Here is a 13794-nt window from a genome sequence, read left to right on the forward strand (position 1 = left end):
CCGCCGCCTCACGTCTCCCCGGTGCGCACCACGGCGACCGGGCACTCCGCGTGATGCAGCACCGCCTGGCTGACCGAGCCCAGGAGCAGCCCCGCGAAGCCGCCCCGTCCGCGCGCCCCGACCACCACCAGCCCGGCGTCCGCGCTGGCCTCGATGAGGGAGTGCCGCACCCGTCCGCGCACCAGCCTGCGGACCACGGAGACGTCGGGATACCGGTCGCGCAGCCCGCCGAGCGCCTCGGCGAGCACCCGCTCCTCCTCGTCGCGCAGCCGGTCCTCGTCGTACGTCACGAAGGGCGGGTCGGCGGGGGCGCCGTAGGCGCGCTCGCTGCGGGAGCTCCAGGCGTGCAGCGCCTCCAGCCGCACGCCGTGCAGGGAGGCGTGGGTGAAGGCGAACTCGACGGCGCCGCGCGCGGCGGGCGAGCCGTCGACGGCCAGGAGAACGGGGCCGGCCGGGTTGGGCCTGCGGCGCACCACGAGCACCGGACAGGAGGCGTGGGCGGCCAGGTGCCCGGCGGTGGAGCCGAGCAGCAGCGCGCCGAACCGGCTCAGGCCCCGGCTGCCGACGACGGCCAGGGACGCGGTGTGCGACTCGATCTCCAGCACCGTGATCGGTTCCCCGACGACGACCTCGCGGGTGATCTCGACGCCGGGTCCGCTCTCGTGCGCACGCTGCTCCGCCTTCGTGAGCGTGCCGTCGATCAGCTCCCGCAGGCCGGCGGCGCTGCTTGGCTGCCAGGGCCGCCCTCCGGGTGGGATGTGCGCGGCGGGCCGGCCGAAGGCGTGCACCAGCCGCAGGCCGACGCCCCGCAGCCCGGCCTCGTGCGCCGCGACCTCCACGGCCGCCATGCTCGACGGCGAGCCGTCCACCCCTACGACAACCGGACCCATCATCGCGTTCCCCTTTCCGGACGGGATCCGCTTTCCGGACAGGATCCGCGAGCGCCGTACGGCCTGTTCTTGCCGGAGCCGGCGAGCGCCCCGGGCCCGCCGCGCGCCGGGATCCCGAGGGCGCCGTACGGCCGGCCCCGGGACGGCTCGCCGACCGCTGTCCTCCCAGCCTCCACCCACGGGCCGCATTCCGCACCGGCCCGCACCCATTGCGCCCGGTGCGGACCGACCGGCACCACCGTGTCCGGCCGGACCGGACCCGCCGCGCCGGCGCCACCCCCTCAGTCCGGCAGCACCAGCCGCCCCTTCTCCCCCGGCTGCAGGGACACCTCGCGGTCCGGGAGCCGTACGTCGATCGGTGACGCGTCGGAGGCGGGGACCTCGATCTCCAGCAGTCCCCGCTCCAGACGCAGCCGTACGCCCCAGTTGTTCTGGTAGCGCAGGGCGAAGCCGTAGGTGGACAGCTCGGGCAGGGGCACGGGGTCGAGCCACAGGGCGCCGCCCCGGGTCTCCAGGCCGGTCAGTCCGCGTTGCACGAGGTCCAGGGTGCCCGCCATGGCACCCAGGTGGATGCCCTCGCCGGTGGTGCCGCCCTGGACGTCGGCGATGTCGCCCTGCAGGGCCTCCTGGACGAACTGCCAGGCCTCGCTGCGCCGGCAACGGGCCAGCACCCAGCCGTGGACGAGGCCGCTGAGGGTGGAGCCGTGGCTCGTGCGGTGCATGTAGTACTCGACGGTGCGCCGCCACATGTCCTCGTCCAGCCGGTGACCCAACCGGCGGAACAGCCCGCCGAGTTCGGACGGCGCGAAGAGGTAGCCGAGCATCAGCACGTCGGCCTGCTTGGAGGCCTTGTAGCGGTTGACGGTGTCGTTCTCCGCCTCCAGGATCCGGTCCAGCCGCCGGATGTCGCCGTAGCGGCTGCGGTAGCCGTGCCAGTCGAGCTCGGACAGCTCGCCGTAGCCCTCGAACTGGCTGATGACGTCGTCGTGGAAGGGGACGTGCAGCGTGTGCGACACGTCCTCCCAGAGTTCGAGTTCGCCTGCGCTCAGACCGGTGCGTTCGGCGAGCTCGCGGCGGCGGGGCTCGGGCAGGGTGTCCAGCAGCTCCAGGGTGCGCGCCAGCACCCAGGTCGCGGTGACGTTGGTGTAGGCGTTGTCGTCCAGGCCGGGACCGCCGGCGTCCGGGTACGCCTCGTGGTACTCGTCGGGGCCGACTACGCCCTTGATGCGGTAGCGGCCCATGGCGTCGTCGTGGACGGCCTTGTCGCCCCAGAAGCGGGCGATCTGCAACAGCATCTCGGCACCTTTGGTGTGCCGGAACTCCATGTCGCCGCTCGCCTCGCAGTACTGCCACACGTTGTAGGCGATCGCCGAGCCCACATGGTGCTGGAGGTGGGAGTGGTCGGGCAGCCAGCGTCCCGAGCGCGGGTTGAGATGGAGCTTCTGGGTCTCCTCCCGCCCGTCGCTGCCGCTCTGCCAGGGGTACATCGCGCCCCGCCGTCCGGCCGAGGCGGCGGTGGTCCGGGCCTGTTCGAGGCGGCGGTGGCGGTAGCGGAGCAGTGCGCGGGACACCTCCGGGAAGTGCAGGTTGAGGTAGGGCAGCACGAACAGCTCGTCCCAGAAGACGTGGCCGCGGTAGGCCTCGCCGTGCAGCCCCCGGGCCGGCACGCCGACGTCGAGGTCGGCGGTGTGCGGGGAGAGGGTCTGCAGGACGTGGAAGAGGTGCAGGCGCAGGATGCGCCCCGACTCGCCGGGTACGTCGAGTTCGGCACGGCGCCAGAGCTGGTCCCAGGCCGCGCGATGCCACGCGGCGAGCGCGTCGAAGTCCGGCGACCGGCCCACCCGGTCGACGGCGGCGTGCAGCGGGTCGCTGATCGCCGGGTCGCGGGAGGTGTGCAGGGCGACGGTCTTGTCGACGGTGACGGTGCGGCCGGGCTCCAGCTCGATCGTGAACTGCTGGATGACGTACGGCAGTTCATGGCGGACCAGGAGCGGTCCGGCGGCGGTCTCGTCGACCGTGAGGCGGGCCGCGAGGCCGATGCGGACGTCGGAGGTGCGGGTGCGGCAGCGCAGCCAGACCGTGTCCGGGGCGGAGGTTCCGGTGTGGATGTGGGTCAGATGGCGCCCGTCGAGGTCCCGGTAGCGCGGCACGCCGGAGTTCGTGACCCCGCCGTCCAGGGCGGCCTCCACCTCCAGCCGTCCGGTGGACCCCTCGGCCGTGAACTCGGTACGGAGGGCGGCCATATGGGGGTCGGCCATATGCACCATCCGCTGCTGACGTACGGCCAACACACGGTCGCCGCCGAGGTCGTAGCGTGTGCGGCGCTCCAGCAGTCCCGCGGACAGGTCCAGAATCTGGCGGTGTTCGAGAACGGTGGCGGTGTCGGGGTCGATCCAGGGACCACCGAGGACACGAAAGCGCAGGGGAAGCCAGTTGGGGACGTTGACCATGTCCTCGTTCTCCACCTGGCGGCCGGAGACGTCCGAGATGAGCCGGTTGTAGATGCCGGCCACATAGGTCCCCGGGTAGTGGACGTCGTCGGCGGCGCACTCGGGGAGCGCGCCCCGGGTGGCGAAGTAGCCGTTGCCCAGCGTGCACAGCGACTCGCGGAGGCGTTCGTCGGCGGGTGTGTAGCCGGCGTACTCCCAGCTCCAGCCGTCCACTTCGGCTTCCGTGCCGAGGTCCACCGCCGGGGCCTCGCTGCCCGATTCCGTCACTTCGGCTCCCCTCCCGCGCAGAGCTCTCCGAGGTCGCGTACGACGAGGTCGGCCCCGTGCCGCAGCAGCCGCGCCCCGGTGTCGGTGCCGGCGGCCCGGTCCACGCCGACCACCAGGGCGAATCCGCCGCGCCGGCCGGCCTCCACGCCCGCCAGGGCGTCCTCGACCACGGCGGCCCGGTCGGCGGCCACGCCGAGCCGGCGCACCGCCTCCAGGAACAGGTCGGGCTGCGGCTTGCCCGCGAGACCCAGCCGGGCCGCCTCGCCGCCGTCGACGAGGGCGTCGAACAGATCGAGCACACCGGCCCGGCTGAGCAGTTCACCGGCGTGCCGGGAGGCGGAGGCGGCGGCGCGGGGCACTCCCACCGCGCGCAGTGCCTTCACCAGCCGTACGGTGCCGGGGTAGGCGTCGACGCCCTCGTCGCGCAGCCGCGCGGTGAAGAGGCGCTCCTTGGCCTCGGCGACGGTCCGCACCGTGTCGTCCGACGCGTCGATGCCTCGTGCGGCGAGGAAGGCGGCGGCACCGTCGAGGCGGGACCTGCCGTCCACATGCCGCAGATAGTCGTCCCGCACGTCGAAGGGGCGGCGCTGTTCGGGGTCCTCGGGCGGGTGGGCGCGCAGGTGGTCGTCGAAGGCGACCTTCCATGCGGCGGCGTGCACCTTCGCCGAGTCGGTGATCACCCCGTCGGTGTCGAAGACGACGGCGCGCACATCGCGCAGGGCGGGGGCGAGCAAGTTCTCGGAGCTGTCGGGGGTGACCCGGGCTCCGCCGGGGCCGGAGGGCCGCCGCACGGTCACGACCGGCGGGGCGGGACGGGGCGCGGCCGGCGCACGGGGCGCCGTCGCGCGGCTACGGCATCCGGGGGATGCCCGGCCGGTTCTGCACCGGGGAACGCGAGGCGCACGGCCTCCCCACCTCCACTCGACGGTTCACCCGCGCCCGGCGGGATCCGCTCATGGGTACCCGCCCTGTCCGTCTTGTCACCTTCGTGGCCCCTGAAGCAGCGAACGGGGGCCTGGCGCTGCCGCCGCGGTCATGGTGTGCTGGAGGTGACGGGAAGGACCCGGACAGGCGCGGAGAAGCGGTTCACGGCCGCGCACCGCGCAATCAGGATCCGCGAGAAGTGGATAGGGCCCTTCCCGCCCCCGTGCCGTCGTGTCAGTCACCCCGGTACAGGGCCGTCAGCAGCTCGATCGCCGCGTGCGCGGCGGGATGCGGGTCCTCGCGCCACCAGGCGAGGCGTACGGCGATGGGTTCGGCGTCCCGGACCGGCCGGTAGACGACGCCGGGGCGCGGGTACTGGTGGGCGGTCGCCTCGGCGGTCATGCCGATGCAACGGCCGGTGGTGATCACCGTGAGCCAGTCGTCGACGTCGTGCGTCTCCTCGACTGCCGGACGGGCCTCGGGCGGCCACAGGTCGGTGGTGGTGGTGCCGGTACGGCGGTCGACGACGAGGGTGCGTCCGCTGAGGTCGGCGAGCCGGACCGAGCGGCGTCCGGCCAGTGGGTCGTCGACGGCCACCGCGCAGAGCCGGCGCTCCAGTCCCACGATGGCGGAGTCGAACCGGCGGTCGTCCACGGGCCTGCGCACGACCGACAGGTCGCAGGCGCCTTCGGCGAGTCCCGCGGTGGCGGAGTTGGCGCGTACGAGCTGGAGGTCGGTTCCCGGGTGGGCCGCGGCCCAGCGGCGCTGGAAGGCAGGGGTGTGCCGGCCGAGCGCCGCCCAGGCGTAGCCCATACGCAGCCGGGCGTGCCCGGACGTCGCCTCCCTGACCAGGTCGTCCACCTCGCCGAGCACCCGGCGGGCGTGCGCCAGGACGCGCAGCCCGGTCCCGGTCGGGGTCACCTCGCGCGAGGTCCGCCGCAGGAGCCGGACGCCGAGCGCGCGTTCCAGGGCGGCCAGCGAGCGGGAGACGGCGGCCTGGGAGACGCCGAGCGCGATCGCGGCGTCGGTGAAGGTGCCCTCGTCGACGATCGCGACGAGACAGCGCAACTGCCGCAGTTCCACATCCATGACTCAAGCGTATAGATCGAGTAGCGAACGCATTTTGCGCAAGGTTCGAGCGGTCGCACGATCCGCGTATGCGCACCCGCCCCGCTCCGCCCGCGCCGACGCGCGCGACCCCGCCCGCCGCCTCCGAACCGGCCGGCGGTCGTCTGGCCGGCGTGGCCACGATGGTCGGCAGTGGTCTGTCCAACCAGACCGGCGCCGCGATCGGCTCCCTCGCCTTCCCCGTACTCGGCCCCGTCGGCGTCGTCGCCGTGCGCCAGTACGTCGCCGCCCTCGCCCTGATCGCCGTCGCCAGGCCGCGGCTGCGCTCGTTCACCTGGGCTCAGTGGTGGCCGGTGATGCTGCTGGCCCTGGTGTTCGGCACCATGAACCTGTCGCTGTACTCGGCGATCGACCGCGTCGGTCTGGGGCTGGCCGTGACTCTGGAGTTCCTCGGCCCGCTCACCATCGCGTTGGCGTCCTCGCGCCGCCGCGTGGACGTGGGCTGCGCGGTGATCGCCGCGGCCGGTGTCGTCACGCTGATGCGGCCGCGGCCCTCGACCGACTACCCGGGCCTGGCCCTGGGTCTGCTGGCGGCGGGGTGCTGGGCGTCGTACATCCTGCTCAACCGCACGGTCGGCCGCCGCGTGCCCGGAGCCCAGGGCGCGGCGGCCGCGGCCGGCATCTCGGCGGTGATGTTCCTGCCGGTCGGTGTCGCCGTCGCCGTCCGGCAGCCGCCCACGGCCGCCGCCGTGGCCTGCGCGGTCGCCGCCGGGATCCTGTCCTCGGCCGTGCCGTACCTCGCGGACCTGTTCACCCTGCGGCGCGTGCCCCCGCGGGCCTTCGGCCTTTTCATGAGCGTCAACCCGGTCCTCGCGGCCCTGGTCGGCTGGGTCGGCCTGGGGCAGGGGCTGGGCGGACCGGAGTGGGCGAGCATCGGGGCCATCGTGGCCGCCAACTCGCTGAGCATCGTGACGTCGCGGGGCTGAGAGCCGTCCGCGGCGGGGCCGTCCGCCTCGCGGAACGGATCGACGGCCCGCGACATGAAGCCGGGCCGCGCGGCGAGGCGCTTCCCGTACGCCGCGACCGGACGGCCGTGCACGTGACCTTCGTTGCCGTAAGGGCGATACTGCGGACAGCAGGGCTCCGGCGACGACAACCACCCAGACCACCGAAACCCGACGTCCCGCCGCCATGGCGGCCACCGATCCGGCATCCTCCCGCCGGAACCCTTCCCGACCGCTCGGGACAGCACGCCAGACAACCGGCTCCACCCGTTCCGGCCTCGGCAGACGCAGGTCAAAGGGGCAGGCCGTTCATATCACCAGGAGGCACCCATGAAGATGCTGATCAACGTCGCGGAGACCGTGGTCGCGGACGCGCTGCGCGGGATGGCCGCCGCTCATCCCGAGCTGGTCGTCGATGTGGACAACCGGGTGATCGTTCGGCGGGATGCCCCCGTGGAGGGAAAGGTCGCGCTGATCTCCGGCGGTGGGTCCGGGCACGAGCCGCTGCACGGTGGCTTCGTGGGTCCCGGGATGCTGTCGGCCGCGTGTCCGGGCGAGGTGTTCACGTCGCCGGTGCCCGACCAGATGGCGCGGGCCGCGGCCGCCGTGGACAGCGGGGCCGGAGTGCTGTTCATCGTCAAGAACTACACGGGCGACGTCCTCAATTTCGACATGGCCGCCGAGCTCGCCGAGGACGAGGGCATCCAGGTCGCGAAGGTGCTCGTCAATGACGACGTGGCCGTGACCGACAGCCTCTACACGGCCGGGCGGCGCGGCACCGGCGCGACGCTGTTCGTGGAGAAGATCGCCGGCGCGGCGGCGGACGAGGGACAGCCGCTGGAGCGGGTGGCGACGATCGGACGTCAGGTCAACGAGAACTCCCGCAGTTTCGGCGTGGCCCTCAGCGCGTGCACGACGCCCGCCAAGGGCAGCCCCACCTTCGATCTGCCGCCGGGTGAGCTGGAGTTGGGGATCGGCATCCACGGCGAGCCCGGCCGGGAGCGGCGCGCGATGATGACGTCGCACGAGATCGCCGACTTCGCGGTGGGCGCCGTCCTGGACGACATGACCCCGCGCAACCCCGTCCTCGTCCTCGTCAACGGCATGGGCGGGACACCGCTGTTGGAGCTGTACGGCTTCAACGCCGAGGTCCAGAGGGTACTCGCCGAGCGCGGAGTCGCCGTCGCCCGCACCCTGGTCGGCAACTACGTCACCTCGCTCGACATGGCCGGTGCCTCGGTCTCGCTGTGCCAGGTCGACGAGGAGATGCTGCGGCTGTGGGACGCGCCGGTGAAGACGCCGGGACTGCGGTGGGGAATGTGATCCGGAGCCGGACGATGCCAACGCACCTGCCACGCAAGGAGATCCAGTGCTCGACGCCGCATTCTTCCGCCGTTGGATGACGGCCACCGCCGTCTCCGTCGACCATGAGGCGGAACGGCTCACCGCTCTCGACTCGCCCATCGGGGACGCCGACCACGGCAGCAACCTCCAGCGCGGTTTCACCGCCGTCGCGGCCGCGCTGGAGAAGGAGGACCCGCAGACCCCGGGCGCGGTCCTGATCCTCGCCGGCCGGCAGCTCATCTCGACGGTCGGCGGGGCCTCCGGGCCGCTGTACGGGACGCTGCTGCGCCGGACCGGCAAGGCGCTCGGGGACGCCGGTGAGGTGAGCGAGGCCCAGTTCGCCGAGGCGCTGCGGGCGGGAGTGGACGCGGTCATGACGCTCGGCGGCGCCGCGCCGGGCGACAAGACCATGATCGACGCCCTGGTGCCGGCCGTGGACGCGCTCGGCGACGGTTTCCCCGCGGCGCGGGCCGCCGCCGGGGAGGGCGCGTCGGCGACGACGCCGTTGCAGGCCCGCAAGGGGCGGGCGAGTTATCTCGGCGAGCGCAGCATCGGGCACCAGGATCCCGGCGCCACGTCCTCGGCGCTGCTGATCGCCGCTCTCGCGGAGGCCGCCGGTGAGTGACGACAAGCAAGCGCAGTCGGTGGGGATCGTGCTGGTCTCGCACAGCGCGCAGGTGGCCGCCTCGGTGGCCGAGCTGGCGCGAGGGCTCGCGGGCGGCGGCATCACGGTGCCGGTGGCCCCGGCGGGCGGCACCGAGGGCGGCGAACTGGGCACGAGTGCCGAACTGATCGCCGCCGCGGCGGCCTCCGTGGACCGCGGCGCCGGGGTCGCGGTCCTCACCGACCTGGGCAGTGCCGTCCTCACGGTGAAGGCGCTGCTCGCCGAGGGCGACGAACTCCCGGACAACACCCGCCTGGTCGACGCCCCGTTCGTGGAGGGAGCGGTGGCCGCGGTCGTCACGGCGTCCACCGGCGCCGACCTGGCGGCGGTGGAGGCGGCGGCCGCGGAGGCGTACACGTACCGGAAGGTGTGAGGCAGACCGCGCACGAGGCGTGGGGCGGTCGCCGTACGGCGCCGCGGCAGGGCCCCTCGGCCGCGTCCCGAGTACCGGCTTCCGGGCTCGGGTCCGTTGGCCGGAGGGACCTGCACCGCCCTATGTCCTGCGCGACATCGGGTCGGTCGCTGGGCAGGGGAGTCCACGCCCCTGGCGCGGCCCCACATGTGCGCCGGCCACACCAGTCGGGCAACCGACCCCTCCCCTACACCACACCCTGAGCCGCAATCCTCAGCGCCGATCGCAGGGTTGCCGCGAGTTCGGCCTCCGCCCCGGCTCGGTCCGAAGCGGCATCGGCGATGTGCCACGCGTAGTGTTCGACGGCCGCGCGCAGGGCCGCGTTGAAGATCGCCGCCTGGATGGTCGGACGCAGGTCGTCGGCGGGCAGGCCGGCGCGTTCGGCGAGCGCGCGGGCGAAGGCCGGTTCGGCTTCGTCGTAGGTCTGGAGCCAGATCGCGCGCAGGCCGGGCTCGGTGCGGGTCAGCCGTACCAGCGCCCCGACGGTCGCGCGGTCCGGGCCGGCCAGCGCGTGCTGCTCGTCCGCGAGTTCCTGGTCGAGGAGCTCGTCCAGGGGCTGTCCGGGCCGCCAACGGCGCAGACGGTCGGCGATCATGTCGATGCCGGCCGAGAAGAGCGGGCTCACGCAGCTCTCCTTGCTGGGGAAGTAGCGCCACACAGTGCGCGCGGAGACGCCGACCGCCGCCCCGATCTGCTCGCCCGTCGTCGCCGCCACGCCCTGCGTCACGAACAGGTCCACGGCGGCCCGGGCGATCCCCAGCCGGATCTCGGCCTTGCGCTCCTCGGTCAGGGGCGGCCGTCCCGTGGGCCGCCCGGCGGGCCGGCCGGCCGAGGTGGTCGTCGATCTGGTCGTCGAGCGGCTCGTGTTGCCACGGGCTGCGGTCATGGTGTCCCTCCGGCCGGCGCGGATCGCTCTGCGGGAATTCTCCCCGACCGACAGGAAGACTTTATGTCACTGAGAGACATAAAGCCGTAGGGTGTGGTCCTGGGCGCGTTCGGCACCGCCCTTGTGACCCATGAAGGGGAGAACCTGATGAGCGGTGGACTGGACGGACGCAGCGTGATCGTCACCGGGGCGGGCTCGGGCATCGGGCGCGCGGCCGCGCTGGCCTTCGCCAAGGAGGGCGCCCGAGTGGTGGCGGCGGACCTGAACGCCGACGGCGCGCGGGAGGTCGTCAAGGAGATCGAGCAGGCCGGGGGCAGCGCGGTCGCGGTGGCCGGCGACCTGAGCGAGCAGGCGGTCGTCGACCAGGTCGTCGAGACCGCCGTCGAGCGCTTCGGCGGGGTGGACGTGCTGGTCAACAACGCCGGGATCATGGACCGCATGTCGGCGCTCGCGGACGTCACCGACGCCGAGTGGGAGCGGGTCATCCGGGTCAACCTCACCGCCCCGTTCCTGCTCACGCGCGCGGTGCTGCCGCACATGCTCCGGGCGGGCCGAGGTGCCGTCGTGAACACGGCGTCCGAGGCGGGACTGCGCGGCAGCGCGGCGGGAGCGGCCTACACGGCGTCGAAGCACGGCGTGGTGGGGCTGACGAAGTCCCTCGCGGTGATGTACCGCAAGCAGGGCATCCGCGCGAACGCGATAGCGCCCGGCGGCACTCGGACCGGCATCGTCGTGGAGGCGGCGCAGGACGCGCACGGGCCGGCCGCGCTCGGCCCGCACTTCGTCAACGTCGGCCGGCTGGCCCAGCCGGAGGAGCAGGCCGCCGCGATCGTGTTCCTCGCCTCGGACGCGGCCAGCAACATCAACGGTGCGATCCTGCCGGTCGACGACGGCTGGGCGGCGGTCTGACGCCGCCGCGGGAAGGCGCTGTCAGGAACGCGGGGGAACCCATGGACAGCGCCCGCGCGGCGACGCCGCCTCACTCACCGCCCACGAACTTCTTCGCCAGTCGCTCCCCGGCCGCCACGGCGGCCGCGGAGTCCTCGATGGGCGTCACCCGCGAGTTCTTGAAGACGATGTAGGTGACCCCGGAGGCGGTTCCGCCGCGTCGGGGGTCGGGCGGGATGCCCAAAGCCTTGGCGGTGGCGTACGAAGCCTCACCGATGATGTCGCGCGGACCGACGTCGCCGACGACCGCGTACTGCACCCGGCCGCCGTACACGACGGCCGCGACCGAACCGCCACGGATGCCGTGCGCGCGGTAGTCCCAGATGTCGCTGGGTGTGGGCACGACGATGTACGGCAGATGTTCGGCGCTCAGATAGCGGCCGTCGGACTGCTGGAAGGCAGTGGCGTCGGAGAAGTACGGATCGGTGGCGCTGTTGCAGTGGCCGGTGGACTGCCCGTCGCAGTCGATGTCCATGTCGGCCTTCCAGAACACGGCGTCGCCCGTCCCGCACACCGGGATCGTCGCGGACGCACCGCTGTCGCCGCGATAGCGCCCCTTGGAGACGGCGGCGCAGTCACGCACCTTCGCCAGCAGGTCAGCGGCGCTGACGGCGGCTTCTATGTGCGCTTCGGGCCCACCCTGAGGGTCGGGCGTATCGGTGGGCGGTGTGGTGGGGGCGAGCAGGGCGGCACCCGCCGCGGCCAGCGTCAACGACTGTAAACGCACGATTCGGGACCCTCTCGCCGGGGACACTGACACACACGTCGGACACGGCCGAACACTCCGTCCAATGTGATGCCGCCCGGATCATGCTGCCACCAGGGGGGTCCGTACGGCGCACACCCCGGCGACACGCCGCGCGGAAGGGGCTTGCCGTCAGAGGCCGGGGGCCCAGGCCCGCGATGGGCCCGGACTCCCCGGCCACCCGCGTCCGGCACCGGATCAGCGACGACAGCGGCCCGCGCCGGGAGGGCATGAACTCACCATCCCCCAGGGAGAGTTCAGCCGCGAGGAACTTCAGCATACGTAATCGTCCGGCCGGGTCACCATCGACCGGTGGGTCAGCCGCGATCGGCCAGGTCACCGGCGACGCCCTCTTGATGTGATCGCGTCAGCCGCGCCATATTGGTCCGGACCATTGCCGCGAGGCCGCCCCCGGGAGGCAGAGTCGTGCGACGCGTTCTCGTTCTCGTATCCGCCGTCTGCGCGGTGTTCACGCTGCTGTCCTCCTGCACCTGGGGTGAACCGGAGGGGGAGAGCGGTGGCCGGCTGCCCGGAGCGCCCACGGGCGTCACGGCCGCCGCCGGCAGCGCGACCAGCGTGCACGTCATGTGGAACGCCGTCACCGCGGAGCGCGCCATCAAGGTCTACGAGGTGTATCGGGGCACCACGAAGGTCAAGGAAGTGCCGGGTGCCGAGCACATGGTGGATGTCACCATGCTCAAGCCGTCCACCAGTTACGCCTTCACCGTGCGGGCCCGGGACACGGACGGGCGTCTGGGGCCGCCGAGCAAGACCGTCCGGGCCACGACGCCCAAGGCCGTGGCCGCCGACCGGTCGGCCCCGACCCGCCCGGGAAAGGCCGATGGACGTGTCGTGGGCAGTCGGGCGGTGCAGCTGTCGTGGTCACCGGCCACGGACGACCGGGACGTGGTGTCGTACGACATCTATCAGGGCGAGGCGAAGATCCACAGTGTGGGCGGCAACCAGACGGCGACCGTCGTCACCGGACTGCGGCCGGGCACCCGCTACGCCTTCACCGTCCGGGCCCGGGACGCCGCCGACAACCTCTCGCCGGCGACGACGACCGTTCGCCTCAGCACACCGGGCAGCGATGACGGGCGCGGCACCGCGCCGACCCGGTTCGAGGCCGCGACGACCCGTCGTTCGGACGGGGCGTACTACCTCGAACTGCGCTGGGTGCCGCCGCGCGCCGACGGCGTCATCACCGAGTACCAGATCCATCTCGACGGCCGCCCGGCGACCTCGCTGGTGTACGGCGGGAGCGCGCCGCGCGAGCGGGCCACGTACAGCTTCTACCTGGGCCCCGAGCGCGGTGTGAGCCATCGCGTGCGGATCCGGGGCAGGCTGCCGGACGGCACGTGGGGCGGCTTCTCGACGGAGTTGAAGGTGACGACCGGCGCCCGGGGCTGAGGCCGCCGCCGTCGCCGTGACGGGCCCGTGGCCGAGCCGGGCCGATGTCGCCCGGTTGCAGCAGCACATCACCTGTCCGGGGGATGCCCGCATGCGACGGGGCCCCGGGGCGCGTTGGCTACCCCTGAGGCAGCACGGGCGTTCCCGACCCTCGGCGGCGCAACGGACGTACCGCCGACCGTGCCGCCGGAGGGCATTCACATGCGCAACTCATCGCTCTTCCTCCGCTCGGGCCTTACCGTGGCAGCCGCCTCCGCACTTTCCTTCCTCGTGGCCGCCGGCCCGGCCGAGGCCCAATCGGGCATCTCCGTGAGCACCACGGGATCCACGGTCTCCGTCACCACCCGCGACTGCACGAACGTCAACGGCAGCTGGGGCACCGCCTCGCTGCTCAACAGCCGCCAGGCGAACTTCTCGCAGGGGCGTCAGGTCTCCCTGTCGGGAACGAGCGCGCTCCAGTCGGCGGCGTGGTCGAACGTGAGCGCCGGCACCTACACGGTGATCGTCATCTGCTCGGACGGCACGACGGCGGGCACCCAGTCCGTCATCGTCTCGCCCAGCGTCAGGCCCACGATCTCGGCCACGGCCACGGCCTCGCCGTCGCGCGGTGTGATGGGCGGCGTGGGCGGCGGCAGCCAGGACTACGGCACGCTCACGCTGGTGGGCGGCGGACTCCTGGTGGGCACGGGTGTCGCGGGCGCGGCCTGGTACCTGCGCCGCAAGTCGTCGAAGCCGTTCCGCCTCTGACCCGGCGTGCGGGCGCCCGGCCGGACCGCCGGGCG

Annotated in this window: 13 protein-coding genes; 7 read left to right on the forward strand and 6 right to left on the reverse strand. The window is 73.2% G+C overall.

All coding sequences use genetic code 11. From position 1 onward, the window contains the following. Positions 1-8 precede the first annotated feature (8 nt). From ACGFW6_RS10125 to ACGFW6_RS10140, 4 genes are all read right to left on the reverse strand, one after another. Positions 9-893 (reverse strand): universal stress protein, encoded by an 885-nt coding sequence (locus ACGFW6_RS10125; RefSeq protein ID WP_393506624.1) that lies wholly within the window; start codon positions 891-893, stop codon positions 9-11. Positions 894-1171: 278 nt separating this feature from the next. Further along, a complete protein-coding gene (locus tag ACGFW6_RS10130) occupies positions 1172-3553 on the reverse strand; it encodes a glycoside hydrolase family 65 protein (protein WP_393506994.1) in 2382 nt (793 codons plus the stop codon). 50 nt (positions 3554-3603) lie between these two features. Next, positions 3604-4404, reverse strand: coding sequence for an HAD family hydrolase (locus tag ACGFW6_RS10135; RefSeq protein WP_393506626.1), 801 nt, complete (start codon positions 4402-4404; stop codon positions 3604-3606). 361 nt (positions 4405-4765) lie between these two features. Continuing rightward, on the reverse strand, positions 4766-5620 hold the full coding sequence (locus ACGFW6_RS10140) for a LysR family transcriptional regulator (RefSeq protein WP_393506628.1): 855 nt from the start codon (positions 5618-5620) through the stop codon (positions 4766-4768). Between the two features lie 68 nt (positions 5621-5688). Here ACGFW6_RS10140 and ACGFW6_RS10145 point away from each other — a divergent pair, with 68 nt between their 5' ends. The 4 genes from ACGFW6_RS10145 to ACGFW6_RS10160 all read left to right on the forward strand — a co-directional run bounded on the left by ACGFW6_RS10145 (position 5689) and on the right by ACGFW6_RS10160 (position 8984). Further along, positions 5689-6585, forward strand: a complete 897-nt coding sequence (locus tag ACGFW6_RS10145; RefSeq protein WP_393506630.1) for a DMT family transporter — start codon at positions 5689-5691, stop codon at positions 6583-6585. 348 nt (positions 6586-6933) lie between these two features. After that, positions 6934-7926 carry a dihydroxyacetone kinase subunit DhaK gene (gene dhaK, locus ACGFW6_RS10150; RefSeq protein WP_393506632.1) on the forward strand — a complete coding sequence of 331 codons (993 nt, stop codon included), beginning with the start codon at positions 6934-6936 and terminating at the stop codon, positions 7924-7926. 46 nt (positions 7927-7972) lie between these two features. Continuing rightward, entirely contained in the window at positions 7973-8572 is a 600-nt protein-coding gene (dhaL, locus tag ACGFW6_RS10155) for a dihydroxyacetone kinase subunit DhaL (RefSeq protein ID WP_393506634.1), read from the forward strand. Beyond that, on the forward strand, positions 8565-8984 hold the full coding sequence (locus tag ACGFW6_RS10160; protein ID WP_393506635.1) for a PTS-dependent dihydroxyacetone kinase phosphotransferase subunit DhaM: 420 nt from the start codon (positions 8565-8567) through the stop codon (positions 8982-8984). Before dhaL ends, ACGFW6_RS10160 begins: the two co-directional genes overlap by 8 nt. Positions 8985-9210: 226 nt before the next feature. Here ACGFW6_RS10160 and ACGFW6_RS10165 read toward each other — a convergent pair whose 3' ends face one another. After that, positions 9211-9909: a TetR/AcrR family transcriptional regulator gene (locus tag ACGFW6_RS10165; RefSeq protein ID WP_393506637.1), complete on the reverse strand. Its 699-nt coding sequence runs from the start codon at positions 9907-9909 to the stop codon at positions 9211-9213. Between the two features lie 147 nt (positions 9910-10056). On the opposite strand from ACGFW6_RS10165, the gene ACGFW6_RS10170 reads away from it, so the two are divergent. Continuing rightward, positions 10057-10818, forward strand: a complete 762-nt coding sequence (locus ACGFW6_RS10170) for an SDR family NAD(P)-dependent oxidoreductase (protein WP_393506639.1) — start codon at positions 10057-10059, stop codon at positions 10816-10818. A gap of 70 nt (positions 10819-10888) precedes the next feature. Here the strand turns inward: ACGFW6_RS10170 and ACGFW6_RS10175 are convergent, their stop codons facing one another. Further along, positions 10889-11584 carry a glycoside hydrolase family 75 protein gene (locus ACGFW6_RS10175; protein WP_393506641.1) on the reverse strand — a complete coding sequence of 232 codons (696 nt, stop codon included), beginning with the start codon at positions 11582-11584 and terminating at the stop codon, positions 10889-10891. 444 nt (positions 11585-12028) lie between these two features. On the opposite strand from ACGFW6_RS10175, the gene ACGFW6_RS10180 reads away from it, so the two are divergent. Beyond that, on the forward strand, positions 12029-13012 hold the full coding sequence (locus tag ACGFW6_RS10180; RefSeq protein ID WP_393506643.1) for a fibronectin type III domain-containing protein: 984 nt from the start codon (positions 12029-12031) through the stop codon (positions 13010-13012). Positions 13013-13213: 201 nt separating this feature from the next. Further along, positions 13214-13759, forward strand: a complete 546-nt coding sequence (locus ACGFW6_RS10185; protein ID WP_393506645.1) for a hypothetical protein — start codon at positions 13214-13216, stop codon at positions 13757-13759. Positions 13760-13794 lie beyond the last annotated feature (35 nt).

This window comes from Streptomyces sp. Y7 (assembly GCF_043195415.1).
Classification (GTDB): Bacteria; Actinomycetota; Actinomycetes; order Streptomycetales; family Streptomycetaceae; genus Streptomyces.